At 67.7% G+C, this 25,026-nt stretch carries 25 protein-coding genes; 9 read left to right on the top strand and 16 right to left on the bottom strand.

Annotation, left to right across the window (positions count from 1 at the left end):
• Positions 1 to 22: 22 nt before the first annotated feature.
• On the bottom strand, positions 23 to 796 hold the full coding sequence (locus J2T23_RS11920; protein WP_307360209.1) for an IclR family transcriptional regulator: 774 nt from the start codon (positions 794 to 796) through the stop codon (positions 23 to 25).
• A gap of 229 nt (positions 797 to 1,025) precedes the next feature.
• Between J2T23_RS11920 and J2T23_RS11915 the strand changes: the two genes are divergently transcribed.
• From J2T23_RS11915 to J2T23_RS11905, 3 genes are all read left to right on the top strand, one after another.
• On the top strand, positions 1,026 to 1,865 hold the full coding sequence (locus J2T23_RS11915; protein WP_307360206.1) for an ABC transporter ATP-binding protein: 840 nt from the start codon (positions 1,026 to 1,028) through the stop codon (positions 1,863 to 1,865).
• Positions 1,862 to 2,728, top strand: coding sequence for an ABC transporter permease (locus tag J2T23_RS11910; RefSeq protein ID WP_307360204.1), 867 nt, complete (start codon positions 1,862 to 1,864; stop codon positions 2,726 to 2,728). The genes J2T23_RS11915 and J2T23_RS11910 overlap by 4 nt, the downstream gene beginning before the upstream one ends.
• Before the next feature lie 73 nt (positions 2,729 to 2,801).
• Positions 2,802 to 3,878, top strand: coding sequence for an ABC transporter substrate-binding protein (locus tag J2T23_RS11905; protein ID WP_307360201.1), 1,077 nt, complete (start codon positions 2,802 to 2,804; stop codon positions 3,876 to 3,878).
• Positions 3,879 to 3,988: 110 nt separating this feature from the next.
• Here the strand turns inward: J2T23_RS11905 and J2T23_RS11900 are convergent, their stop codons facing one another.
• Positions 3,989 to 4,852, bottom strand: a complete 864-nt coding sequence (locus tag J2T23_RS11900) for an SDR family oxidoreductase (protein ID WP_307360198.1) — start codon at positions 4,850 to 4,852, stop codon at positions 3,989 to 3,991.
• A 119-nt stretch (positions 4,853 to 4,971) separates the two neighbouring features.
• Here J2T23_RS11900 and J2T23_RS11895 point away from each other — a divergent pair, with 119 nt between their 5' ends.
• Positions 4,972 to 5,346, top strand: coding sequence for a winged helix-turn-helix transcriptional regulator (locus J2T23_RS11895; protein WP_307360196.1), 375 nt, complete (start codon positions 4,972 to 4,974; stop codon positions 5,344 to 5,346).
• Between the two features lie 167 nt (positions 5,347 to 5,513).
• On the top strand, positions 5,514 to 5,777 hold the full coding sequence (locus J2T23_RS11890) for a hypothetical protein (protein ID WP_307360194.1): 264 nt from the start codon (positions 5,514 to 5,516) through the stop codon (positions 5,775 to 5,777).
• A 4-nt stretch (positions 5,778 to 5,781) separates the two neighbouring features.
• Here the strand turns inward: J2T23_RS11890 and J2T23_RS11885 are convergent, their stop codons facing one another.
• Positions 5,782 to 6,531, bottom strand: coding sequence for a 3-hydroxybutyrate dehydrogenase (locus J2T23_RS11885; protein WP_307360191.1), 750 nt, complete (start codon positions 6,529 to 6,531; stop codon positions 5,782 to 5,784).
• Positions 6,532 to 6,606: 75 nt separating this feature from the next.
• Positions 6,607 to 7,986, bottom strand: coding sequence for an MFS transporter (locus J2T23_RS11880; protein ID WP_141183160.1), 1,380 nt, complete (start codon positions 7,984 to 7,986; stop codon positions 6,607 to 6,609).
• Positions 7,987 to 8,113: 127 nt separating this feature from the next.
• On the opposite strand from J2T23_RS11880, the gene J2T23_RS11875 reads away from it, so the two are divergent.
• Positions 8,114 to 9,007, top strand: coding sequence for a LysR family transcriptional regulator (locus J2T23_RS11875; protein ID WP_307360188.1), 894 nt, complete (start codon positions 8,114 to 8,116; stop codon positions 9,005 to 9,007).
• Between the two features lie 54 nt (positions 9,008 to 9,061).
• On the opposite strand, the gene J2T23_RS11870 is transcribed toward J2T23_RS11875, so the two are convergent.
• Complete coding sequence (locus J2T23_RS11870; protein ID WP_307360186.1) at positions 9,062 to 9,961, bottom strand: spermidine synthase; 900 nt, start codon at positions 9,959 to 9,961, stop codon at positions 9,062 to 9,064.
• A 152-nt stretch (positions 9,962 to 10,113) separates the two neighbouring features.
• Between J2T23_RS11870 and J2T23_RS11865 the strand changes: the two genes are divergently transcribed.
• The gene (locus J2T23_RS11865) at positions 10,114 to 10,527 is read left to right on the top strand and encodes a VOC family protein (protein ID WP_141158374.1); all 414 of its coding nucleotides are present in this window, start codon (positions 10,114 to 10,116) and stop codon (positions 10,525 to 10,527) included.
• 109 nt (positions 10,528 to 10,636) lie between these two features.
• Here the strand turns inward: J2T23_RS11865 and rfaE2 are convergent, their stop codons facing one another.
• The 10 genes from rfaE2 to J2T23_RS11815 form a co-directional block, all read right to left on the bottom strand.
• Positions 10,637 to 12,166 carry a D-glycero-beta-D-manno-heptose 1-phosphate adenylyltransferase gene (gene rfaE2 / locus J2T23_RS11860; protein ID WP_307360184.1) on the bottom strand — a complete coding sequence of 510 codons (1,530 nt, stop codon included), beginning with the start codon at positions 12,164 to 12,166 and terminating at the stop codon, positions 10,637 to 10,639.
• Positions 12,163 to 13,602: an aldehyde dehydrogenase family protein gene (locus tag J2T23_RS11855; protein ID WP_141158376.1), complete on the bottom strand. Its 1,440-nt coding sequence runs from the start codon at positions 13,600 to 13,602 to the stop codon at positions 12,163 to 12,165. Before J2T23_RS11855 ends, rfaE2 begins: the two co-directional genes overlap by 4 nt.
• Positions 13,603 to 13,688: 86 nt before the next feature.
• Positions 13,689 to 14,405 (bottom strand): SDR family oxidoreductase, encoded by a 717-nt coding sequence (locus J2T23_RS11850; protein WP_141183156.1) that lies wholly within the window; start codon positions 14,403 to 14,405, stop codon positions 13,689 to 13,691.
• A 44-nt stretch (positions 14,406 to 14,449) separates the two neighbouring features.
• Positions 14,450 to 15,841, bottom strand: coding sequence for a PfkB family carbohydrate kinase (locus tag J2T23_RS11845; protein ID WP_307360180.1), 1,392 nt, complete (start codon positions 15,839 to 15,841; stop codon positions 14,450 to 14,452).
• The gene (locus J2T23_RS11840) at positions 15,838 to 16,548 is read right to left on the bottom strand and encodes a D-sedoheptulose-7-phosphate isomerase (protein ID WP_307360178.1); all 711 of its coding nucleotides are present in this window, start codon (positions 16,546 to 16,548) and stop codon (positions 15,838 to 15,840) included. The genes J2T23_RS11845 and J2T23_RS11840 overlap by 4 nt, the downstream gene beginning before the upstream one ends.
• Positions 16,545 to 17,810 (bottom strand): glycosyltransferase, encoded by a 1,266-nt coding sequence (locus J2T23_RS11835; RefSeq protein WP_307360176.1) that lies wholly within the window; start codon positions 17,808 to 17,810, stop codon positions 16,545 to 16,547. The genes J2T23_RS11840 and J2T23_RS11835 overlap by 4 nt, the downstream gene beginning before the upstream one ends.
• Positions 17,807 to 18,841 carry a glycosyltransferase gene (locus tag J2T23_RS11830; RefSeq protein ID WP_141158381.1) on the bottom strand — a complete coding sequence of 345 codons (1,035 nt, stop codon included), beginning with the start codon at positions 18,839 to 18,841 and terminating at the stop codon, positions 17,807 to 17,809. Before J2T23_RS11830 ends, J2T23_RS11835 begins: the two co-directional genes overlap by 4 nt.
• Positions 18,838 to 19,926: a glycosyltransferase family 9 protein gene (locus tag J2T23_RS11825; protein ID WP_141183152.1), complete on the bottom strand. Its 1,089-nt coding sequence runs from the start codon at positions 19,924 to 19,926 to the stop codon at positions 18,838 to 18,840. Before J2T23_RS11825 ends, J2T23_RS11830 begins: the two co-directional genes overlap by 4 nt.
• Entirely contained in the window at positions 19,926 to 20,462 is a 537-nt protein-coding gene (locus J2T23_RS11820) for a D-glycero-alpha-D-manno-heptose-1,7-bisphosphate 7-phosphatase (RefSeq protein WP_141158383.1), read from the bottom strand. Before J2T23_RS11820 ends, J2T23_RS11825 begins: the two co-directional genes overlap by 1 nt.
• A gap of 223 nt (positions 20,463 to 20,685) precedes the next feature.
• Positions 20,686 to 21,642 carry a sigma-70 family RNA polymerase sigma factor gene (locus tag J2T23_RS11815; protein WP_307360173.1) on the bottom strand — a complete coding sequence of 319 codons (957 nt, stop codon included), beginning with the start codon at positions 21,640 to 21,642 and terminating at the stop codon, positions 20,686 to 20,688.
• A gap of 147 nt (positions 21,643 to 21,789) precedes the next feature.
• Here J2T23_RS11815 and J2T23_RS11810 point away from each other — a divergent pair, with 147 nt between their 5' ends.
• The gene (locus J2T23_RS11810; protein WP_307360171.1) at positions 21,790 to 22,830 is read left to right on the top strand and encodes an NAD-dependent epimerase/dehydratase family protein; all 1,041 of its coding nucleotides are present in this window, start codon (positions 21,790 to 21,792) and stop codon (positions 22,828 to 22,830) included.
• 107 nt (positions 22,831 to 22,937) lie between these two features.
• Here the strand turns inward: J2T23_RS11810 and ccmD are convergent, their stop codons facing one another.
• Positions 22,938 to 23,792: a heme exporter protein CcmD gene (ccmD, locus tag J2T23_RS11805; RefSeq protein ID WP_307360168.1), complete on the bottom strand. Its 855-nt coding sequence runs from the start codon at positions 23,790 to 23,792 to the stop codon at positions 22,938 to 22,940.
• Between the two features lie 184 nt (positions 23,793 to 23,976).
• Between ccmD and J2T23_RS11800 the strand changes: the two genes are divergently transcribed.
• Positions 23,977 to 24,945: a hypothetical protein gene (locus tag J2T23_RS11800; RefSeq protein WP_307360166.1), complete on the top strand. Its 969-nt coding sequence runs from the start codon at positions 23,977 to 23,979 to the stop codon at positions 24,943 to 24,945.
• Positions 24,946 to 25,026: the final 81 nt, after the last annotated feature.

Below are 25,026 nucleotides of genomic sequence, written 5' to 3'. Positions count from 1 at the left end.
ATAGAGGGAGGTGAAATTGTCGCTACTGCGGGATGGTGCCGCCGATGACCCTGGTGCCCTCTTCCGCGGCCGCCAGCACCTGTTCCACCCAGGACGCGCAGACTTCGAAGGGCATCCTCAGGGCCGGCCCCATCACCGTAAGAGCGCCGAAGAGTTCGCCCTGTGGGCCGAAAATCGGCGCCGAGATGCCGCTGGCGCCGGACACGCGCTCACCGGTGGTGATGGCGAAGCCGTCCGCGCGGGCTTTGGCGACCGATTCTTCCAGGCTCGCGGCATCGGTGATGGTCTGGTCGGTCAGTGATGCCAGGCCCGACCGGTACACCCGCTCGGCAACTTCCGGATTCCAGGCCAGCAGGACCCGCCCCGCCGCACCCACGTGCAGCGGCATGATTTCACCGACACTTACCGCCCGCCGGAGCATGCGGCGGGTCTCGGCAAGGGCGATGCAAACACGTTTCCCTTGGGATTCACGAAAGATGCAGGCAGTCTCGCCCAGCTCGTCACGAAGCCTTCGCAGCACGGGCGTCAGCAGCTCCAGGAAATCCAGCCCCTGGGTAGCCGGTGCCGCCCAGTGGGCCATCCGCACCCCCACCCGGTACCGGTCTCCGTGCCTGTCCAGAATCCCTTCCTGCACCATGTTCGCCACAAGGCGCTGGACGGTGGAGTGCGGTACCCCGGTGCTGGATCGGATCTCGGCCAGCGACAGCTCGGGCTGCGCGAGGGAGAAAGCATCGAGGATGGCAGTGATCTTCCGCAGGACCAACAGGGGCGTGGCCGACGTTTCGCTGGAGCTCATGGGGAAAGTGTATGAGCCGAGGGGTCGTTGAGTGTGACCGAAGTAACTGTTAGCATCAGGTCCACATCATGATGGAGAACCCACGATGTGGCAGGAAGGACCTGCACGAGTAACACCACCAGAGGCCGCACGCAGGTCTCCGGACGCGGACCGATGCACCACTTTCGTTCCGACAGCGTGGACCAACAGGGGGAAACAAACGGCCGGAGTTGGCCGGGAAGAGGCAAAGATGCCAGCTGCACAGCCAGCCACGTCCGGATATGCCGTGGAGCTCACCGGGTGCACCAAACAATTTCCAACATCCGGGGGCGAGACCTACTTCGCAGTCCGCGACATTGACCTGAAGGTGGAACCCGGCCGCTTCGTCTCGATCGTCGGCCCGACGGGATCAGGCAAGTCCACCATCCTGAACATGGCAGCAGGGCTTCTGACTCCCAGCTTCGGAGAGGTCAAGAGCTTCGGAGAGCCGGTGGCGGGAGTGAACCGCCGGGCGTCCTACATGTTCCAGCAGGACGCCCTGCTGCCGTGGAAAACGGTCATCGACAACGTCAGCCTGGGCCTGACCATGGCCGGCGTCTCCAAGGCGGAGGCCCACTCGGAATCGCGGCGCTGGCTCGAAAAGGTGGGCCTCAAGAACTTCGCGGACCGCTACCCGCACCAGCTCAGCGGCGGCATGCGCAAGCGCACGGCCATCGCACAGGCCTGGATCGTGAACCCGGACATTCTCCTCATGGACGAGCCATTTTCAGCCCTCGACGTCCAGACCCGCCAGATCATGGAAAACGAACTCCTGCAGCTTTGGCAGGAATCCGGCAAGGCAGTGGTATTCATTACCCACGACCTCGACGAAGCGATCGCATTGTCCGATGAAGTGGTCATTCTGGGAGCGGGCCCCGGGAGCACGGTGGTGGGAAGCTACCAAATCGACATCCCCCGCCCGCGCGACCTGCTGGATATCCGTGACGACCCCCGGTTTGTGGCGCTGCACCGCGAGATCTGGGGCCGCCTGAAAGTCGAAGTTTCAAAGACCTACGAAAACGCTATGGCGGAGGAAGGTGAAGCGGCGTGACCATACTCGGTTCACGGAGGCCCGGGTCCCGCGGGAACGGCTCTCCCGGCGGCACCCAGGACCGCAGGCCCGCCAGCCGGCCGGCCCGCCGGGGAGAAATGTCACCCTTGGCCATGCGGAGCATCCAGCTCCTCCTCACGGTTCTCGTCCTGGGAGCGTGGGAGGTCATGGGACGGGCCGGGGTGATCGACGAATTCTTCTTCCCCCTCCCATCGGACATCTTCCAGACCGTATGGCTCTGGGTGTCCTCAGGGTTCGTGTTCCCCCACCTTTGGGTGACCATGCAGGAAGCCATCCTCGCCTTCCTGGTGGGAGCCGCCGTCGGACTCCTCCTGGGCTTTATCCTCGCCCGCGTCCGCTTCCTTGAGCGGCTGCTGGACCCCTTCCTCCAGATGTTCAATGCGCTCCCGCGCGTGGTCCTGGCTCCGATTTTCCTGCTGTGGTTCGGCCTTGGCATCTGGTCCAAGGTCGCCTTCGGCTTCACCCTGGTGTTCTTCATCGTCTTCTTCAACACCCTGGAAGGGGTCAAGAGCGTGGACCGGGTCCTGGTGGACAACGCCAGGATGCTGGGGGCCAGCGAAAAGCAGCTCCTGCGCCACGTCTTCATCCCCAGCGCCCTGACCTGGATCTTCTCCAGCCTGCATATCAGCGTCGGCTTCGCCATCACCGGCGCAGTGGTGGGCGAGTACCTTGGCGCGTCGGGAGGCGTCGGATATGCCATCGCCCAGGCCCAGGGCGTGTTCGACACCAAGGGCGTGTTTGCGGGGATGTTCATCCTCATGATCGTCGTCCTGATCATCGACCTCCTCGTCAACCGCCTGGAGCGGCACCTGCTCAGGTGGCGCCTGGTCCGGTCTTCCTGACCCCTGACCCCGACCGGCCCAAGAGCTGCTTTACCTGCGCTGAAACTCAACAACCCGCCTGAAAGGGAGACTCATGACACAGAAAGCAACCCGGCACCGTGGCCGGGTCCTCCTCCGGCCACTGACCCTGATTGCGTCGGTTGCCCTGGCGCTCTCCGCCTGTGGCGCACCCGCGGCCGCACCCCCGGGCCAAAGCGGATCGGCCGCAGCCGGCGGCGGGGGCGGCAAGGTGGTCATTGGCGTCGGCGGGCAGACCCTCCTGACTTACCTCCCGACCACCCTGGCCCAGCAACTTGGGTACTACAAGGATGAGGGCGTGGACGTTGAGCTTCAGGACCTCCAAGGCGGCTCCAAGGCCCTGACCGCCATGATCGGCGGCAGCACCAACGTGACCAGCGGGTATTACGAGCACACTATCCAGATGCAGGCCAAGAACCAGCAGATCAAGGCTTTCGTGGACATGGGCCAGTCATCCGGCCTGGCCCTGTTGGTGTCCCCGAAGAACGAAGGCCAGATCAAATCCATCGCGGACCTGAAGGGCAGGAACGTGGGCGTCACAGCTCCGGGTTCTTCCACCGACATGTTCGTGAAGTTCCTGCTGGCGAAGAACAACATGCAGCAGTCTGATGCCGCTGTTTCCGCCATCGGTGCCGGATCATCCGCAGTTGCCGCTGTTGAGCAGGGGCAGGTCGACGCCGCCGTGATGCTCGAACCGGACGTCTCGGTGCTCACCAAGCGCATCGGCCACAATCCGGTGGTCCTGGAGGATGTCCGCAGCTCCGAGGGCCTGAAGGAAGTGTTCGCCACCGATTCCTGGCCTTCCGCCTGCCTGTACGCCAAGACTGACTGGCTCAACCAGAACAAGGACACCGCCGCCAAGCTGGCCAAGGCCATCAAGCGGACCCTGGAGTACATCAACGGGCATTCGGGGGCAGAAATCGCAGCCAAAATGCCGGAAAGCTTTGCCGGCGGCGACAAGGATCTCTACGCCAAAGTCATCGATGACCTCAAGAAAACTTTGAGCAAGGACGGCACTTTTACCGACGACGGGGTCCAGGCAGTCCTGAAGACCCAGCAGGTAGCCAATCCGGATGTGGGAAACAAGGAGATCAAGCTTTCCGAGACCTACACCAACGACCTCGTTAAGTAGTCCGAGCGAAGCACAACCGGCGCAGCGAACAACGTCCCAGCCCGCCTAAGAGACAGAGAAAAAGGTGCCCGGCCCCTATATGGGGACGGGCACCTTTCAGTTCGGCTGCCCTACGCGGCAGCAGCGGCGGCCCGCACCGCCTGGCCGAGGGACGTCGTCGGGCGGCCGATCAGCCGCCGGAGGTCGCCGGTGCTGACCAGGAGGTCGCCGCGCGCAATGCCCATGTCGGAATCCGCCAGGATCTCCGCAAAGGCTTCCGGCACACCCACGGACGCGAGCAGTTCCGCATAGTCCCCCGCGGGCAGGTCGTTGTAGCTGACGGCCTTCCCGGTGGCCGCGCTGATCTCCGCAGCGAGGTCCGCCATGCTGAAGGCCTCGTCGCCGCCAAGCTCGTAAACCTTGCCGGACTGGCCGTCGGCCACCAAAACCGCGGCAGCCGCCTGGGCATAGTCGGCCCGGGCAGCGCCGCTGACCTTGCCGTCACCGGCGCTTCCCGCAACAGCGCCCTGCGCAAGGGTTCCGGGCAGCTGCTCCGTGTAGTTTTCCAGGTACCAACCGTTGCGCAGCAGCACGAACGGAACCCCTGACTCACGCAGCAGCGCCTCTGTGGCTTTGTGCTCGTCGGCCAGCAACATGGACGTGGTGTCCGCGTTGGCGATGCTGGTGTAGGCCAGCAGCTCCACGCCCTCGGCCTTGGCCGCTTCGATAACGGTGCGGTGCTGGTCAACCCGCTGTCCCACTTCGCTGCCGGAGATCAGGAGCACCCGCCTGGCGCCCTTCAAGGCAGCGGCAACCGATCCGGCGTCGGCGTAGTCCATCGGCTGTACGCGTACCCCGCGCTCCACGAAGTCCGCCAGCTTCTCCACGGACCGGCCGGCCGCGACAATATTCCCGGCCGCCACCCCACGCTCCAGGAGTGCTTCAAGAACGTGGCGGCCCAACTGGCCAGTGGCGCCTGTAACAACAATGCTCACGATGATTCCTTTCGGGATTTTGCTCTGTCGAAGGGCACAACCGGCCCGTCGGCGGATAACTTCCCAAAAGGGAGTACGCACTTTGAAGTAAGGTACTGACCCTGGAGTAAGCTGGTGGCATGCGAGCCGCTCTCCTGCCCATGGCCTTCGACGACGGCGTGTTCCCGGCTGGGTGCCCCAGCCGGACACTGCTCGACCACGTCACCAGCAAGTGGGGCGTCCTGCTCCTCATTGCCCTGTCGGAGGGCGAACAGCGGTGGAGCGACCTGCGGCGGCGGGCCGAGGGCATCAGCGAGAAGATGCTGGCACAGACGCTGAAGACCCTGGAGCGCGACGGCCTGGTCAGCAGGAAAGCCCAGCCTGTCATTCCGCCCCGGGTGGACTACAGCCTCACCGACCGGGGCTACGAACTGAGTGCGCTGCTGGTGCCTCTGGCGGCCTGGGCTTTTGACCACGCCGAAGAGATCATCAACGGGGCCGTCCCGGCCAAGTAGTCGCAGCACCGGAAAATGAGTACCTGTTACTGGTGTTACTGGTGTGAATAGCGCTTAGCGTAGCCGTACGGTGGCGGCCGGAATGGGAGGACCATCCTCCGCTGGGAGCATTCGGCCAACCAGCACCGTTAGCAGGCGGCAGGCTGCCGCTTGAAGGAGTTGGTCACATGGCCAGGGACTACGCACAGGATCTTTCCGGCATGGGCCGGCCCGTCAGCCTGGGGTCCGCCCTTTCCGGGGCATGGGGCCGCACGTTGACGGTTTTCGGCCCCCGCTGCCCTTACCGGGTAGGGGACACCGTTATAGGCGACGACCCCTTCAGTGGCAGGCGCGAAGGGGTCGTCGTGTGGCAGGACCGCCGGTCAGTGGGAGTGAAGACCCCGTACGGCGTCTTCTTCTTTGACCACCGGCTGGTCAAACCCCTGGACTGAAGTACTAACGGGCCGACCAGCCACCGTCCATGGTGTAGCTGGCGCCGGTGACCATGCCGGCGTCCGGGGACGCCAGCCAGGCCACCAGGGACGCCACCTCGTCCGGCTCCACCAGGCGCTTGATGGCGGCTTCGGTGAGCATCACCTTCGCCAGGACCTCGGACTCCGGGATGCCGTGCATCTTGGCCTGGTCCGCGAGCTGCTTCTCCACCAAAGGCGTGCGCACGTATCCGGGGTTGACGCAGTTCGACGTAACACCGTGCGGTCCCCCTTCAAGCGCGGTCACCTTGCTGAGCCCTTCCAGGCCGTGCTTGGCCGAGACATACGCGCTTTTGAACGGAGAGGCGCGCAGTCCATGAACCGAGGACACGTTGATGACGCGGCCGAACTTGTTGGCGTACATGTGCGGCAGGGCAGCCCGGATGAGCAGGAACGGGGCCTCCAGCATCAGGCTGATAAGCCGGCGGAAGTCTGCGGGATCGAACTCCTCGATGGGGTTGATGCGCTGGATGCCGGCGTTGTTGACCAGGATGTCGCAGTCAAGGCTCAGCCCGGCCAGGGCGTCGACGTCCACCAGGTCCACTTCCCAGGCGCTGCCGCCCACCTCATCGGCGAGGGACGATGCGGCGGCGGCATCGACGTCGGCCACCACCACTTTCGCTCCGCGCGCCGCCAGTGCGCGCACGCAGGCGGCCCCGATTCCGCTGGCACCGCCGGTGACCAGCGCCTTGCGTCCATTCAACGTGTTGTCCATTCCAGTTCTCCTTGTGTACAGCCAACGACTTGCGCGCCCGGACGGTCCAGCGGCCGGGTCAACCCAACAGCCAGGTCAGCGGCGTCCAGCGGTCAGCAGCCCCTCGCGGGCCGCGTCTTCCTGGTCCACGTCCTCCAGGGCAATGCCCTTGGTCTCCTTCAGGCTTAGCACGGCCACCGTGGTGATGGCACAGGCCACCACCAGGTAGATGGCGGTGGGCAGCCACGAACCCGTGTCCTTCAGCCACTGGGTGGCCAGCAGCGGCGCCAGCGAACCGGCGAAGATGGACGTCACCTGCGAGCCGAGGGATGCGCCGGAGTACCGCATGCGGGTGGGGAACATCTCGGCCATGATGGCGGGCTGGCCCGCATACATCAGGCCGTGCAGGCACAGGCCGATGGTCACGGCCAGGACGATGACAACGGCGTTCCTGGTATCGAACATCGGGAAGGCGAAGAACGGCCAGGTGGCACCCAGGATGGCGCCGGCCAGGTAAACGGGCTTGCGGCCAATCCGGTCCGCGAGGCGGCCGTACTGCGGAATGATGGCGAAGTGGATGAGGTGCGCGATCAGCAGCGCCAGCAGGAGCGAGGAAGTGTCGTACTTGTGCACGCTCTTGAGGTACACGATCGCGAAGCTGACCACCAGGTAATACATGATGTTTTCCGCGAACCGCAGGCCCATGGCCTGGAAGATGCCCTTGGGGTACTTGCGCAGGACCTCGAAGACGCCGTAGCTGACGGCCTGTTCCTTCTCCACCAGTTCCTTGGCTTCGAGGAAGATGGGCGATTCGCTGACGTTGGTGCGGATGTAGTAGCCCACGAAGACGATCACTGCGGAGAGCCAGAACGCCACGCGCCAGCCCCAACCGAGGAAGGCCTCGCTGCTCAGGGTGGTGGACATGATGTACAGCACCAGGGTGGCCAGGAGGTTGCCCACCGGGACGGCCGCCTGGGGCCAGCTGGACCAGAAGGCGCGGGTCTTGTTGGGGCTGTGTTCGGCCACCAGGAGCACGGCACCGCCCCATTCGCCGCCCAGCGCGAAGCCCTGGATGAAGCGCAGGGCCACCAGCAGCGCGGGGGCCAGGTACCCGATGTCGGCGAAGCCCGGCAGGCACCCCATCAGGAACGTGGAAACGCCGATGATGATGATGGTGAGCTGCAGCGTGGGCTTCCGGCCCAGCTTGTCGCCGATCTGGCCAAAGACGATGCCGCCCAGCGGGCGGGCGATGAAGCCCACGGCATAGGTCAGGAACGCCTGGATGATCCCGTCCAGGTCGTTGCCTGTGGCGGGGAAGAAGTACTTGCCGAAGACCAGGGTGGCCGCGGTGGCGTACAGGAAGAATTCGTACCATTCCACCACCGTGCCCACCATGGAGGCGGCAACAATCTTCTTCAGGCCCGTTCCCTTGGGTGCATGCCCGGCGTCGTTCGCCAGGCCTTGCTCAATGCTCATGGTTCTCCTCAGTGTCCACATTGACACGTGCTGTGATCTCCAGCACAAGCGACTCAGATGAGTATTGCTGCACAGGTCCGGCTCTTCAATGGCCAAAGAGGCAGTCAACGTGTGCACAATTGCAGATATGAACGCGAACCCAGATGACCTGCTGGTGCTCCTGGCGGTGTCCCGCTCCGCCAGGTTCACGACGGCGGCCCAAGCCTTGGGCCTGAACCACACCACCGTCTCGCGCAGGATCGCCGCGCTCGAGAAGTCCCTGGGCGGCCGGGTCCTGTCCCGTGCCGCGGGCGGCTGGGAACTCACGGAGCTTGGCGAACGCGCCGTGCAGGCGGCCGAACAGGTGGAGGCGGTGCTGGGCACGCTGGGACCGGGCGGCCAGGCACCCGACCCGATTGCCGGCGTCGTGCGCATGACCGCGACGGATGGCTTCAGCGCCTACATTGCCGCTCCTGCCGTGGCACGGCTGCGCCGGGACCATCCGGGCCTGAGCGTGGAGGTGGTCACCATGACCCGCCGGGCGCTGCAGCAGCGGTCAGGGCTGGACATCGAAGTGGTGGTGGGCGAGCCGCAGGTGCACCGCGCGGAGGCCATCCGCCTGGGCGATTACCGGCTGGGCATGTATGCCTCCCGCGCCTACCTTGCGGAGTATGGGACACCCGCCACCGTGGCCGAACTCAACGGTCATCCGCTGGTCTACTTCGTGGACTCGATGCTCCAGGTGGACGACCTCGATGCGCCGCGGCGGCTCGTTCCCGCCATGAAGGACGGCCTGACCTCCACCAACGTGTTCGTCCATGTCGAGGCCACCCGTGCCGGCGCCGGCGTCGGCTTCCTGCCGTGCTTCATGGCCGACCTCCACGACGACCTGGTCCGCCTGCTGCCCGAAAAGATCGGCGAACTGCTCCCCTACTGGATGGTCCTGCGTCCGGACTCACTCCGCCGCCCCGCGGTGGCCGCCGTCGTGCAGGCCCTCAGGGAACGGATGTCCGAGCACCGCGATGCACTCCTGGGCCGCTGAAGACGATAACTGCGTGGGCCCACGCCCCCGGGTTCCCTGGCCGGGCTTGCGGGGTCACGGTGCGGGTGGGTCGTGGCGGACCGGAGCCCCCGCCGCGAATGCCCGCACCTGGGCGTCATCCCACAGGTGCGCCGGGACGGCCCCGCCGAGGAGCCGGCGGCGAAGCTGCGGATCGTCCCCGAAGGGCACGTCGCTGCCGGCCATCACCATGTTTCCGTACCGCCGGCCCTTCAGCATGGCGGGATCGGCAATGATCACCGTGTGCTTGAAGGCGGCCGCAATGGTGGCCGCGTCCTCCCGGGCGTTCTTCAGGTCCGGGGCATCACCGGAATTGGCAACATACAGGCCGCCCGGCGCCAGGACCCGCTTGGCGTGCTGGTTGAATTCGGCGGTGGTGAGGGGCCGGGGGGTGAATGCTCCCGCGAAGACGTCGCGGATAATGAAGTCCCTGGTGTGCTCCGTGAGGGTTTCGGTAACGGCGCGGGCCTCACCCACGCGGATCCGCAGCAGGGGCGCCTTGGGAAGGTCGAACCAGCCGCGCACGTACTCGGCGAGCTTCCCGTCCAGCTCCACCACCACCTGCCGCGCGTCGGGGTAGGCGGCGGAGAAGTAGCGGGCCAGGGAGCAGGCACCGCCGCCCAGGTGCAGCCCGCGCAGCTTGGCCGAGGAAACGTCCGACGGCGGCCACCGCGACTCAATGAGCGCCGCCATCCACCGCATGTACTCAAAGTCCAGGAACAGCGGGTCGGCCAGGTCAACGTGCGAGCTCATGACGCCGTTGATCTTCAGGAGCCAGCCGGTGGAGTTGTCCTGGTCGGCGATGAGTTCACAGTCGCCCGTATCGATGTAGTAGACGCCCTCTGCCGGACCGTTCACCACAGCCCCCTTGGGAACCTCAACCACACCGGCTGCCGGGCGTCCGGCCCGGTTCGCCGACCGTCCGCGTTTCGCCATTGCCCGTTGCCCCGCTTCAGTCCGTGTGAGTTGTACAGGGTCAACCCTAGTTGCTGCCCGCCATTGGAGCTGAAGCGGGGCAAGGGTCCCGGAAGCCCGCACCGCCTGATGGAAGGCTGGTGGTCTGCGGCGGCGGGGTCAACAATGACAGGATGGAATACACAGCGAGGGTGGCTTCATCCGTCCAGTTCGTCTCGGAGCTGGACAGGTCCGTGACCTTCTACCGGGACCTGTTCAACTGCGTGGAAACCATACGCTCGGCCGACGCGGCCCTCCTCCTGGCGCCCGGAGGCTTCGAGCTCTACCTCATTGAACGCGGCCCCCGTGAGGAGCACTACTCGGGTGGCCTGGGGCAGCACCTGCTGATGTGGGCGACAGACACCGCTGAGGGCCTGGCGTACTTCGAGCGGGCGCTGAAAGACCTGGGGCGCTACACGGAAACCCGCGCAAAGGGCGGCGTTACCGTCGTCGAAGGCCGGGATCCCGACGGTATCCGCGTCATCGTCACCCACCCGGATCCGGCAGAAAAACCCCGTTCGGTCCTGGACAGCCACCTGTACAGCTGAGGCGAGTCCCCGAGGGGGCTGGAGGGTCAGTTGCCGAAAGCGGGGGGCGCGACGACGTCGGGCCGCGCCTCGGCTTCGTCCCTCGGCTGCCGCCGGGACGGGCCCACTGCTACGGTGCCGTGGCAGCCCCCTCGCCGTCGCGGATCCGATTCACCACGGCAGTGGTGGACCGTTCAGCCACGTAGTCCAGGATGGCCACGCGGCCGCCGTATTCTTCCACCGCGGGCGTCTCGGCCAGCATTTCGGGCGTGTAGTCCCCGCCCTTGGCGTACACCTCGGGCCGGAGCAGGCGGATCAGCGGGGCGGCCGTGGGGGTGTCGAACACTGTCACGTAGTCCACGCAGCTCAGCGCCGCCACCACCGCTGCCCGGTCCGCCATGGTGTTGATGGGCCGGCCGGATCCCTTGAGCCGGCGGACGGAATCGTCGCTGTTCAGCGCCACCACCAGGATGTCGCCCAGCTGCTTGGCCTGGTTGAGGTACCGGGTGTGGCCACTGTGCAGGACGTCGAAGCAGCCGTTGGTCAGCACGATCCGCTGCCCCTGGGCGCGGTGCAGCTCCAGTTGGCGCTCCAGTTCCTCCTCGCTCAGGGCCGTATCCGCGAACGCCTCCAGGTACCGGCTGAGCTGGGCGGTGCTGCACACCGAAGTGCCGGGCTGGTGGACCACCACGTCGGCGGCCGACTGTGCCAGGTCCAGGCTGGCCGTCAGCGGGAGGCCTGCGGCACGGGCCAGCGTCAGGGCCGCAACGAACGTATCGCCTGCCCCGGACGCCTGCTTTTCGGCGGCCGGCCGCGCCCACGTCCGGTGCCGCACGCCGTCGGGCGTCAGCAGGACGGTTCCGTCCCGGTCCAGGGTGACCACCACCGCACGCGCGCCGGTGCTGGCCAGCAGGTCAGCAGCAGCACCGCCTACGGCGTCCACCCTGCCCTGCCCCTCCGGCAGCCTGCGGTCGAGCAGCCGTGCGGTTTCCTGGGCATTCGGCGTCACCAGGTCCGGCTGCAGGGCCGCCCACGGCCGCGGGTCGTGGGCGTCAACCACCACCAGTGGCCGGCCTTCCCCGGTCCAGTTCCCCAGGGTTCCCGCCAGTGCGGCGCAGACGGGGCCTGCCACCACACCGGTCCCGTAGTCGCAGACCAGCACGGCGTCCTGGCGTTCGACGGCGGCCCGCACCGAGGCGGCGAGCGCGGCCAGGGCGTCGGCCGGGACAGTGCCGGCCGAGTCGTCGAGGCGCAGCATCACCTGGCCGCCGCTGCTGATCCGAATCTTGGTGGTGGTGACCATATCCGGGTGGGTGTGGAGGTGCCGGACGTCGATGCCGGCGGCGGCAAGCTGCCCGCGCAGGTCCTCGCCGGCGTCGTCAGTGCCGATGATGCCGGCCACTGCCACCTTCGCTCCCAGGGCCGCAAGGTTCATGGCGGTGTTGGCCGCCCCACCGGGAACCGATTCGCGGGTTTGGATGTCCACGACGGGGGCGGGAGCTTCCCGGCAGAGCCGTTCGATGCTGCCGCTCCACCAGCCATCGAGCATCACGTCGCCGATCACCAGGATGGAGGGGTTTTCGGCGGCCAGCCTTCCCGGCAGCCAGTCAGACAGCGCCCGCTGGGTTGAGAGGTCGATGGAGTCCGGGGACGCATTCATGGCTGGTCCACTTCGGCACGGCCGGCCCGTGCATAGGCCGGCGGAGCTTCGATGTGCACCACCTTGACCTGCGTGAATTCGTCCAGCAGCTCGGGCCCGTAGCCGAACCCGGCGCCGCTCTCCCCGCGGGGCTGGGCTGCCCCGCCCGGAGCGCCGCCAAAGACCGCGTTGACCTTGACCGTTCCCACCGGCAGCGCGGCCACGGCCTGCTGGATGTGCGCAAGGTTGCTGCTCAGGACGGTGGCGGCCAGGCCGTACCTGCCGCTGCACGCCAGGCGCAGGCCGTCGTCGAACGTGTCCACCACCTGGACCGGGGCCACCGGGCCGAACGTTTCCTCCGCCATGACCTGCATTCCTTCGGTGCAGCCGACCAGGACGGTGGCGGGGTAGAAGGATCCGGGCCCGTCCGGCAGTGCACCGCCTTCCACGGCGCGGGCGCCGCGGTCCAGGGCCTCCGCAACATGCCCGTGGACGGCGTCGCGCATCCGTAGGTCAACCAGCGGCGCCACGGATCCGTTGCTGTTCCGGAGGGCAGCCTCGGCTTCGAGTGCGCTGCAGAACGCCTCGGCGATGTCTTGATGGACGTAGATGCGTTCCACGGCGGTGCAGATCTGGCCGCTGTTGCTGAAGGCGCCGATGGCGGCCTGTTCCGCAGCCCACGCCGGGTCCACGTCGCGGTCCACCACCAAGGGATCGTTGCCGCCGTTTTCGCGGATGACGTGGGCACCGGTACGGGCTCCTGCCTCCGCGATCCGGGCACCTGAGGCGCTGGAACCGACGTGGGCGAGCACGTCCACGTCCGCCCGGGACAGGGTTGCCCCCACCCCTGCGCCGCCGGAGAGGGTCAGGAAGACGCCGGCGGGAAAGGCCGGTGCCAGGACTTCGCCCAGCGCCTCCCCCAGCCGGGGGCAGCGCTCGCTGGGCTTGTGGATGACCGCGTTGCCCGTCACCAACGCGGCCCCGATCAGGCCGCAGGCTACTGCCACCGGGTCATTCCAGGGGGTCAGCAGGACGGCCACGCCGCGCGGCTCGGCGATGGTGTAGTCGGAGGCGAGCCGGCTCCCGCGGAGGCTGTGGCCGCGGTGCACCGGGCCCAGTTCGGCATACTGCTCAAGGGTGGAGACGGCGGCGGCGATTCCGGCAAGCGCTTCTTCTTCGGGCCGCCCGGTTTCGCTGGCATTCAGCCCGGCGAGCTCCCGGCCGGCAGCATCCAGCGCCTTGGCGGCGGCGCGAAGGGCCGCGCCGCGCTCGGCCGGAGCTGTCGCCGCCCAGCCGGGCGCAGCTCTGCGGGCCACGTCCACGGCATCATTCACTGCGTCCGGGCCCGCCTGGGGCACCGTCCAGAGCACTTCACCGGTCCGCGGGTCCTGGATGGTGATGCCGGCGCCCTCGACTGTTTCCTTGCCTGCGGTTGTTTCAGTGGCTGTGGTGGGCATGGTGTATTCCTCCCGCCTTTCGGTGCTGGTATGTCGTGTGCTGGTGGTCCGGCTGTGCCGCCAGGGTGTGGCGGCCTGTGCCCGGTTTAGGGCCAGGAGCCCTCTTCCTCGTGGCAGATCAGCATTTCCCTGACCTCGCAGCCGGTGGGCTGGTTCAAGGCGAACAGGATGGCCTGTGCGGTGTTGGCGGGATCGTTGAGCCGGGAATCGTCCTGCGGTTTGTACTGCTCGGTCCGGTCATCGAAGAACCGGGTCTTCATGCCGCCCGGAATCATGGTGGTCACGCCGATTTCCCCTCCGGTTTCCGCAGCCAGCGCGTGGCTGAATCCCACCACGCCGAACTTGGAGGCGCAGTACGCGGTGGCATCAGCCACGGCGCGTTTGCCCAGGGTGGAAGCTACGGTGACCACGCGCCCGTGGCTTTCCTTCAGGTACGGCAGGGCGGCGCGCACGGTGGAAACGGTGCCCATCAGATTGACCCCGATGACCTTTTCCCACTCGGTGGCTTCGACGTCGGCAAGCTTGCCGCAGCGGTCGATCCCTGCCGCGGTAACCACCGCGTCGAGGCCGCCGAGGGTTTCCGCGGCTTCCCGGACTGCGTGCTCCACGGCAGCACGGTCAGCGACGTCCACTTCGAACGCCTTGACGCCGGAGACGGTACTGATGTCGCGGTCCAGGACCACCGGAGTGCCACCGGAGCGGAGGACTGCTTCGACGACGGCGGCCCCCAGTCCGGAGGCACCTCCGGTGACCAGGACGCGTCCGGGCGTGGTGGCAGCAGTTGCGGTTGGTTCTGCGGTCATGGTGTTCCTTTCAGTGGGAAAACAAGACAGAAAAGGGAAGTGGTTCAGCTGACCTTGGCGAGCGCGTCAGCCAGGCCGGTGGTGGAGCGGGCCGGGTGGAAGGGAACGGTAAGGCAGCGGCCGCCCCACCTTTCCACCAGGTCGGCCTCGGGCAGGCGGGCTCCCTTGTAGTCGCCGCCCTTGACCCAGATATCGGGGCGGAGCCGGTCCAGGGCGGCTTCCGGGGTGTCCTCATCGAAGACCATCACCGCGTCCACGCATTCCATCGCAAGGAGCAGTTCGGCCCTGTCGTGCTGGCCGATGATGGGACGCTGCGGGCCTTTGAGCCGCCGCACCGAGTCATCCGAGTTCAGGCAAACGATGAGGCAGTCCCCCAACCCGCGGGCTGCGGTGAGTGACCGGACGTGGCCGGCGTGGATCAGGTCGAAGCAGCCGCCGGTGGCCACCACCGTCCCGCCGCGCTCGCGCACGGAACGGGCCAGGAGCAAGGGTTCGGTGGTGCGCCGGCCGGCGGCCGGCGCCGGATGTCCGGCGGCAGCGTCGGCCCCTGCAGTGTCCGGCAGGGCCGAGACGCCCCCGGCCGCCAGGAAGTCGGCGGCATCGTGGACTGCCAGCTCGGCAGCTTCCGGAAGGTCGCGGCCGGCCAGGAGGTGCACGGCGAGGCTGGCTGCCAGGCGGTCGCCGGCCCCGCAGGGGTCGCCGGCTTCCACCCTTGGCGCGGGGACGGCCCGGGCAGAGGTATCACCCTGCCGGAGCAGGACCGCCCCTTCCTCGCCCCTGGTCACCAGCACGGCCCGGCTGCGCCACCGCTGGAGCAGAATTTCCGCCACGGTGTCTGCCGAGCCTGCGGCGCTTCCGGAACCAGCCTGGACGGCTTTGGTTGCTTCAGAAATGTTCGGTGTCACCACGGCAACCCCGGGCACCGGTTCCGGCCCTGAAGGGTGCGGGTCCCACACGATGGGGACCTCACCCGCCAGCCGGCCCAGCAGCGCGCGGAGCCGGGGGTTGGCCGCCAGCCCCCTGCCGTAGTCGGCGACGATGACCACGCCGGCCTGTTCCACGGCGCGGAGCATCGCCGGGCTCACGTCCGGAACCGGCGATTTTTCACAACCCTGGTCGAAGCGGACCACCGGATGCGAACCCGCCCGGACCCGGGTTTTGACGGGCGAGGGATAGCCACTGGTGCCCGCGACGAGCTGCACCCCGGCCAGGTGCGCACGCAACTGGCTGCCGGCGTCGTCATTGCCAAGGACCGTCACCAGGGTGACGGGCCAGCCGTCCTGGGCCAGCATGCGCGCCACCAGGCCTGCGCCGCCGGCGCGGCGTCGGACACCCGAAATGTCCACCACGGGAACGGGGGCATCCGGGCTGAGCCTGGTGGCCTCACCTGAAAGGTCGACGTCGAGCATCACGTCTCCCACGACGACGATCCTCATGCCCGGCCCCCTCTCGGGAACCCGGCCACTACGGACGGGGTGTGCCGGGCAACCTCAAGATCGAAGGCACGGCAGATGGCATGCAGGGCGATCAGGTGCCCTTCCTGGGCGTTGGCGTTCAGGGCGTCGATCATGACGGCCTGGTCGCAGACGTCCGCCAGCGGATTGGGGCCGGAGCCGGTGAGCGCCCACGTGGTTACGTTGAGCCGGGCCGCCGCTTCTGCGGCGCGCAGCAGGTTGGGGCTCTTGCCGCTGGTGGACAGCAGCATCAGCACGTCGCCGGAACGGCCGTGGGCGCGGACCTGCCGGGAAAAGACCTCGTCGTACCCGTAGTCGTTGGCGATGGCGGTGACCGCCGACGACTCCGCGTGCAGGGAGATGGCGGAGAACGGGACCCGTTCGCTGTCGAACCGGCCCACCAGTTCGGCGGTGAGGTGCTGCGCCTCCGCGGCTGAGCCGCCGTTGCCCGCGGCCAGGAGCCGCTGCCCGCGCAGCAGGCGCTGGGCAAGCTCCACGCCCCAGGCGGCCAGCCGGCCGGACTGGCTGCGGAGCGAATCAAGGGCCGGAATGACATTGTCCAGGTGGGTGCGGACGGCCTCGGCGCTGGCGGGGTCCACGAATGTGGCGCCTGGGAGCACCGCGGGCAGCGGCGGTGCTCCGGTGAGGGTACGGAGGTCTGCTTCGCGCAGGGACGATTCGGCAGTCACAGGGCGGCTCCTTCCATCGGTACGTTCCCGGCCGAAACGCTGGCCGGGGCACCGGCCATGGCCAGCTGGTAGGCCTTTTCGGTTTCCGCTGCCACCCGGTCCCAGGAGTAACGGGTGCGTGCGCGCCGCTCCCCGGCCTGGCCGAGTTTTGTCCTGAGGGCGGGGTTTTCCAGCAGCAGTGACAGTGCCGAGGCGATGGCCTCGGGGTCCCGTGGCGGGACGTGCAGGCCCGTGGCATGGTCAACCACCGTGTCCCGAAGGCCGCCCACGGCTGCTGCTACTACCGGGACGCCGCAGGCCATGGCCTCGAGCGGGACGATGCCGAACGGTTCGTACCAGGGTGCGCAGACCACGGCATCGGCACTGCGGAAGATGCCGGGCATCTCCGTCCGGGCCACCTGCCCCTGCAGGGTCACGTGTTCAGACACGCCCAGCCCGGCGGCAAGGTCCAGCAGGCGCCGGATCTCGGGGTCGGAGTGCATGACGTTGGTGTCCCCCCCGCCGCCCACGATCAGGAGTTCGACGTCGTCGAATCCCGCCGCCTTGAGGTACGGGAGTGATCGGATCACCAGGTCAACGCCCTTGCGTGGCACCAGCCGCCCCACCGACAGGATCCGGTAGCGGCGCTTTCTTTCGGCCACCGGCCCATTTGCCGAGAAGAAGCCCAGGTCCACCCCACAGGGCGCAATGGAGATCTTGCCGGTGGCGATGCCCATGGCCTTGAGCTCGAAGACCTCGTCTGAGCAGGTGGCGATGATCCGGTCGGCAGCGCGTCCCACGCCGGGTTCCAGCCAGCGGCGTGCCTCCGGGCTGGTGTCCTCCGCGCCCTGGTGCCTCCGCTTGACGGTACCCAGCGCATGGAACGTCTGCAGCATGGGCACGCGGTACCCGGCGTCGGGCCGCCTGGCCGCCTCCAAGGCTGCCAGGCCGGACATCCAGAAGTGGCCGTGCACCACGTCCGGCGGCCGCTGCCCCCAGTCCCTGGCCACGCCGTCCGCGAGGTCGCCCATGTAGGGCAGCAGCTGGTCCTTGGGCACGTGGCGGGCGGGCCCGGCGTCCACGTGGACCACGTCGAACCGGCGCCCCACCCGGACCCGTGCGGGAAGCTCCGTTGCGTCCCTGCGGGTGTAGACGGTGACGTGGTGGCCGCGCTTGGCAAGGGCCTCGGACAGCGCGGCAACATGGACGTTCTGCCCGCCTGCGTCCACGCCGCCCAGTGCCGCCAGCGGACTGGCGTGCTCGGAAATCATGGCGATCTTCATGGTGTCTTCCTCTCCCGTGCCGGAACGAGGATCCGCTCGTCCGGCCGCTCGTTAACGGGGTGCCGGGGCCGGTTCCGCAGGTCCGCCAGGAGCCCATCCCAGCGGTCCTGGAACTTGCCCAGGCCGTAACGCTCCAGCGCCGCCTCCCGGGCGGCGAGTCCCCGCCGTCGGGCTTCATCCGGATTGGCCACCAGCCGCGCCGCACAGCGGAGCAGCTCGTCGACGTCGGCAGAGACCACGCCGGCTTCCTGCGGCACGGCACGTGGGGCCTCAGTGGTGGCAAGCACCACCACCGGCATGCCCAGGTGCATGGCTTCCAGGAGGGACAGCCCCAGCGAGGTCCAGCGCATGGGATGGACGTAGACGCGGCAGCGGGCAAGTTCCCGGTGCAGGTCCCGTGTCTTCAGGTCGCCCCGGGCCGTCACGCGTGAAGCCTCGATTCCGGTGGCTGCCGCCAGGCCTTCCGTCTTCATGCCGAACACTTGCAGCGGAGCCACCGAAGCGAAGGCCGGCAGCAAGTCCGTTCCTGTGACCCGGCCCCGCCGCACAGGTTCGTTGACCACTACCCCCAGTTCCGGCAGCTCACCGGTGTATAGCTGTCCGGGGTCCGGGATTCCGTGCTCGATCACGGTGATGGGAGCGGAGCCGTTGTCCCAGGCCAGGCGGTTGAAATGGGTTACGTGGACCACCGGGATGCGGTCCTGGCCAGCGAGGGGGTGGCTGGTGTTCGGGAAATTTCCCTTGGGGGTGTTGTGCTCCACGAACACGGCCGGCAGGTCGACGCCGGGCTTCCGTCCCAGGTTTCGTACCACTTCATCGATCTCTTCCGGGCGTTGGAGGACGACGGCGTCCACGGCGTCAGCGTCGAGCGTGGCCAGGTCCACCTCCCGCACTGATTCCGGCCAGTCCCTGCCGGCGCGGCCCAGTCCCCACGCGCCGCCTCCGGGCAGGACGGGAAGCAGGTACTCGTGGCGACCGCGGACAAAGGCATCCGTCCAGGAACCGTGGACATGCCAGAGCAGGATCCTCATCTGTTGCGGGCCTTTCTACGGGTGCTGACGTGCGTGCTGAAGGAGCTCACTCCACTTACCAGGCGCTCCACCGCTGCCACCACTTCCTCCGGCGACACCGAATCGAGGCACGGGTGGCCCGGTACCGGGCAAATCCGGGCCCGGGTCATGCGGCACGGCGCATTTTGGTCTCCGAGGAGTTCCAGCGGCACGCCGTAGGGTGCCCAGCGGATCGCAGGGACCACGGGGGAAAACAGGCAAGCGACAGGCGTGCCCACCGCGGCCGCCAGGTGGGCCGGGCCGGTGTTGCCGCTGATGACCGCATCGGCCCCGGCCATGACGCCCGCCATAGTGGCAAGGTCGGTGCGGCCGCCCAGGTCCAGGGCGGAGGGGCCTGCCACCGTGGCCGTGAGCGACGTCTCGCCGGGACCGCCGGTCACCACCACGCGGTACCCGGCCCCCTGGAGGAGTTCGACGGCGGCAGCATGGTGCAGCGGAGGCCACGCCCTTGCCGGGACGGCCGCGCCGGGGTGGACCACGACGTAGGGTCCGGTACCTACGAGGGCAGCCACTTCGGCCACGGAGTTGATGCGCAGCTTTCCGTCGTCGCCCGCCGGGAGCCGGAAGCCGGCGGCTTCCGCGATGCCCAGCGCCCGTTCCGCTTCGGGCTGGTCCTCGGGGAAGTCCTCCCCCGGTTTCAGGCGGACATCGAGCAGCGAGCCAGCGTAATCCGTGGAGGCACCGGTGATGCGCTCCACGCCTGCCAGGCGCAGCAGGAGAGCCAGCGGCAGGGGCGATTGGTGGAAGGAAGTGAGGATGACGGCTTCGGTGATGCGGGAATTGCGCACGTATTCGATCAGGCGGTCCGCATGCGGGCCCGTCATCCGCGGCGCCGGGTTCATGATCCACGGGCTGTCCCAGCTGTAGACGTCATCGACGCCCGGGAGCATGGCAGCGGCGGCTTCACCCTGCCGGCCGCACAGCATCACCACGTGGTTGGTGCTGCCGCCGTGCTGGGCGCGGCCGTTGGCCACCGCGCGGACGGCCGGGCCGGAGAGGAGGACATCGCCCATGCTGTCCAGCCGGGCCACCAGGACGCGCCCCATCAGGGCAGCTCCTGCAGCAGGCCCACGGCTGAGGACAGGTCGGAGGCGACCAGCCGCGCCGCGGCCACCTCCTCGGCGCGGGTCACGGGCGTGGGGACCAGGACCCCGGTGGCGCCGGCAGCTTCGGCGGCCCCCACGTCGGCGCCAATGTCTCCGATAAGGGCGGCTTCCGATTCGTGGATCCCAAGTTTGCGGCAGGCGCTGTGCACCATGCCGGGAGCCGGCTTGCGGCAGGAACAGCTGTCCTGTTCCTCGTGGGGGCAGACCTCCCACACATCGAACGGCCCCAGGAGTTCTTCCACCCGGGCATTGACTTTTGCCACGTCGTCGGCCGTGATCAGGCCGCGGGCGATGCCCGACTGGTTACTGACAACCCCAGTGGCAATTCCTGCCGCGCGCAGGCCATCCAGCACCTCTTTCGCGCCGGCCATCGGCCGTACCTTGCCGGGATCCCCGTTGTAGGGCACATCGACAACCAGGGTTCCGTCCCTGTCGAACAGGACAGCCCGGAGCGTGGACATTTCAGAGCTTCCCATAGCCAACCAGTTCCCTTCTGCTGTTGCTCCTAAACAAGGCCCCGTGCCTTTTGGCCGCATCCGCGGCGTACCGGTACCCACCTTGAACAGGCAAGATAAGGAGTGCGCCGCGCAGGCGTTGGGACTGCTACGCCATGCCGGCGATGCAGCTCTGCGCAGCAACAGCCACTTCTGCTGCGAACCGGTACCCGCAGCCGTGCCGCCGGAGCGTGCAGTGCGGCCGCTACCTGGTCCCCGTGCCGCCGTGGCGCTGGTCCGCCCGCTTCGCTGCGGTGGAGTGTCCAGCCCTCAGCGGCCGGTGGAAGGGCGCAACCGTGTTGGCAGGGTGGCCCCGCCGGCCTGCGCCGCCCGGCGTTTCATCGCCGAGGGCCCCGTCCACCACTCCGGCACGGGCGCCTTCCTCCAGCCTGCGATGCAGTTCCACCAGCACCTTGGCCAGGCGGCGGGAAACCTGCATCTGGGACATGCCCAACCGCTTCCCCAGCTGCACCTGGGTTTCCTCGCAGAAGTAGCGGCGGTACAGGAGCTCGCGGTCCGAGTCGTTCAGGTCCTGCATGGCGTCGCGCAGGCAGGACAGTTCTTCAAGGCGCTCCAGCGGTGTCTCGGGGCACGCCAGCACCTCGCCGATGGATGGTGCATCCGAGTTGGGGTTGACCGCGTCCAGGGAATCGGGGTGCATGCTGCTGGACGCCGACATGGCCTCCTGCACCTCGGCCGGATCGCTCCCCAGTTCGCTGGCCAGCTCCATCACGCTGGGATTCCTTCCCAGCGACTGGGTCAACTCCGGCTCTGCCCGGAACAGCCGGGTCCTCAGGTCCTGGATGTGGCGCGGCGGGCGGACCACCCAGGTCCGGTCGCGGAGGTACCGCTTGAGTTCGCCGGTGATGGTGGGCGCAGCGTAGGCGGGGAAACTTTCCCCCTTGGCCTGGTCGAAGCCACGGGCTGCCTTGACCAGGCCCAGATAGGCAACCTGGTTCAGGTCTGCCCGCTCCCTGCCGCGGGCTTCGAAGCGCGCAGCCAGGGCTTCTGCAAGGTCCAGGTATTTGAGGACCAAATCGTTTTCGAACGTCTCGCGAAGCCGCCCGGAGGTGGCGGGCGGAGTGTGGTTTTGTGCTGGTACCGGCTGCCGGCGGTGGACGGGCGCAGCGTCGACGGCAAATGCGGCAAAGGATTCGGGCATGAGTGTTGGTTTCCCTCGGTCTGGTTCCGAAAGCCTGCGGCAAGACTTAGAAGTAGGAAATCATAAGCTTGCTTATAAAACAATGCTCCTCCGCTATAAGCTCTGAAAGTAGGGGGAACTGGATCGAGCCGCCAAGGAGTCTTAGGTATGCGCATCGCCATTACGGGAGCCAGCGGAAACGCGGGGACAGCACTGCTGCGCAACCTGCAGCGCCAGCTGGCCAGGAAGCCCGGCAGCCTGCAGCTGGTGGGAATCAGCCGCAGGCTTCCCGATACGTCCGGGGAACCCTACAGCGGCGTGCAGTGGCACACCCTGGATGTGGGCCTGGAGCGGGACATGCCCCTGCTGGAAAAAGCGCTGGCCGGGGTTGATGCAGTGGTCCATTTGGCATGGCAGATCCAGCCGAACCGCGATCTGGACCTTCTGCACCGGACCAACGTCACGGGGACCGGAAATGTCCTGGAGGCGGCTGCACGCGCGGGAGTCAAGCAGGTTGTCTGCGCTTCCTCGGTGGGCGCGTACAAGGCGTCCGGCAAGGACCAGCGGCGGGACGAGTCATGGCCGGCAGATGGCATGGCAGGCTCGCATTACAGCCGGCACAAGGCAGAGCAGGAGAAGCTCCTGGACGGATTCATGGCCGCACACCCGGACATCGCCGTCGCGCGGCTGCGGCCTGCGCTGATCTTCCAAGGACAGGCCGGGGCTGAAATTGGCAGGTACTTCCTTGGCCGCGTCTTGTCCCGGCTGGTACCACCCAGGCCATGGCTGCCCATCCTGCCGGTCCCTGACAACCTGGTTTTCCAGGCAGTCCATGCGGACGACGTTGCAGAGGCCTATTGGCGGGCAGTCGACCAGCGCGCCAGCGGAGCCTTCAATATTGCCGCCGAGCCGGTCCTCACGCCCCAGGAACTGGGCCGCATCTTCGGCGCGAAGAGGATCCTGCCCATCCCCATGCGGCTGCTCCACGCACTGGTGGACCTGACGTGGCGGGCCCGGCTGCAGCCCACAGACGCCGGATGGGTGGAGATGGCTGCCGGCGCCCCGATCATGGACACCAGCCGCGCGGAACGCATCCTGGCCTGGGAGCCGAAAGTGGCATCGATCGATGCCGTCACGGAGCTGCTTGTGGGCATGGGAACGGGGGAAGGAGTCAGTCCTTCCCCCGTCCTCAAGCCCCGCGCCCGCTAGGCGCAGGAGCGGCCGGCCGGCTGCTCCTGCGCCTATGCGTCAGCCCTGGCACCCGGACCAGGGGATGCCGGGAGCATCTGTGCCGGCGCCATTGATTGAAGCGTCGATCAGATGCCGGCGCCCTGGTCGCCGCCCCGGTCGTTTCGCACGTCATCGCCCGAGGCGGCATCCCTGGTCTCTGCATGGCGCCTCCGTCCCGGCTCGGCCTCCGGCGTCCTGCCGCCTGCACCGGCAGCGGGAAATTCGCGGTCCCCGCCAAGGCCGCGTCCAGCGTCGTCGCGCCCATCGTCAACATAGCCCGGCTCCCCCCGCGAACCAGCCCCAACATCTGCGGCGGAACCTGATTGGGCGGCACTGCGTCCGGTGTGGCCCAGCTCTTCGTTTGCATCATGCCTGGCGCCATAGGCTTCGGTGCGGTCCTGCCGGGCGTCGTGTATTACGCGACGATCCATCCCGGCGTCGTGCGTTTGCGGACGGTCCGAACCGGCGCCATACTCCTGGGGTCGATCCTGCCCGGCGTCGTGGACATCGTGACGATCGTGCCCGGCATCCGCTCCGCCTCGCTCCTCCCGGGCGTCCTGCACCACGCGGCGGTCCTGCCGGCTGCCGTCCGGGCCGACGTCGGGATCAAGCTCGTCTGCCTTCCGGGCGCGGCTGGCAACGTCGCCCCGCAGGGACTGGGCTTCCTGGCTGCGCTGTTCAGCCTCTTTTTGCAGCCGCGCTGCATCTACCTTGGCCTGCTCCGCATCCGCACGGGCCCGGATGGCCTTCGCTTCACGCTCGCGGGCGTCGATTTCCATGTTCTCGGCTTCGCGCCGGATCTCGGCCGCCTTCTCCCGGTGTTCCTGGTCCCGCTTTTCCTGCATTGCCTTCCGGCGCCTGCCCCCGGCCAGGAGCAGCAGCACGATCAGCGCCACCACAACAACGGCAACTACAACCCATACCCATGGAGCTGTGTCCACGTTTCCCACCACTTTCCACTTCGTTGTGACCGGGCAGGCCCTCGCCTTCCGGCTGACATTTTTGGAACGGCTATAACTCGTTTAGCAAGGGTACTTACCTTTCATTAGTAATCATGCTTATCATTTTACGGCCAGTATTGCTGGTTCTTGATCAACAACCGGCCTTCTTGGAAAGAGAGCGAAGATGACAGAGAACCAATGGCCCCAGGACCCCGCCTATACGGCTCCGCCGGCCAATACAGGAATTCCCGGCGAGCGGCCGCCCGCCACCTTCCCCTCCACCGCCGCTCCCCTTGAGGGCGACAGCCAGGCCGGTGACACCTACGGCTCCTCCCGCAAGGACGCAGCCAAGGACGAAGCGGCCGACGTAGCCCGTACCGCAGCAGGGTCCGCGCAGAATGTGGCCCAGACGGCGAAGGACGAGGCTGCGAACGTTGCGCATGAGGCGAAGGCCAATGCGCAGGACCTGCTGGGACAGGCGAAGTCAGGCCTGACCAGCCAGGCAGGCACGCAGCAGCAGAAGGCTGCCGAGGGCATCCGCAACATCTCCACCCAGTTGCACAGCATGGCAAGCGCCCCGGACCAGCAGGGCATGGCCAGTGACCTGGTCCGCCAGGCAGCGGAGCGCACCTCCTCGATGGCCACCTGGCTGGAAAACCGGGAACCGGGTGACCTCCTGAACGAAGTCCAGCGCTTCGCCCGGAACAAGCCCGGGACCTTCCTGCTCCTCGCCGCCGGCGCCGGCGTCCTGGCCGGCCGCCTCACCCGCGGCCTCACCGCAGGCCCGCCCGAAGCATCGGCGTCCACTGCTGCCGGCACCGGTGTTGGCGGCCAATACGCGGGCAGCACCTACGGCGACCAGTACAACCAGTCGTACCCGGTAGCCGGCGGGACAGTTCCTCCTCCGCCGGTCCAGCTTCCCGGCCCGGCCACCACCACGGCAGGATACGACGGCGGCGCTCCCGGCAGCAGCTACCCTGAGTCAGCGGGGGCGGCCAGCGGGCTGGACAGTCCGCAACTCGTGGAAGAGCCTTGGTCCGGTAACCAACTCTCGGACGATCCGCTCCGTGGCCGCGCCCTCGCCGACGATCCCATGGCCAACGATCCCCTCACCCAGGACCGCACCCGGGGCGGCCAGGCGGGTGGTCTGTGATGAGCAGCCAGATACCGGAGCCGCCGCCCAGCGCGGCGCATGTGAAAGCGGATAACGCCTCGATCGGTGAACTCCTCGGGG

The sequence above is a fragment of the Pseudarthrobacter niigatensis genome (assembly GCF_030812615.1).
Taxonomy (GTDB): domain Bacteria; phylum Actinomycetota; class Actinomycetes; order Actinomycetales; family Micrococcaceae; genus Arthrobacter; species Arthrobacter niigatensis.
This window is presented reverse-complemented; position numbering and strand designations above follow the sequence as displayed.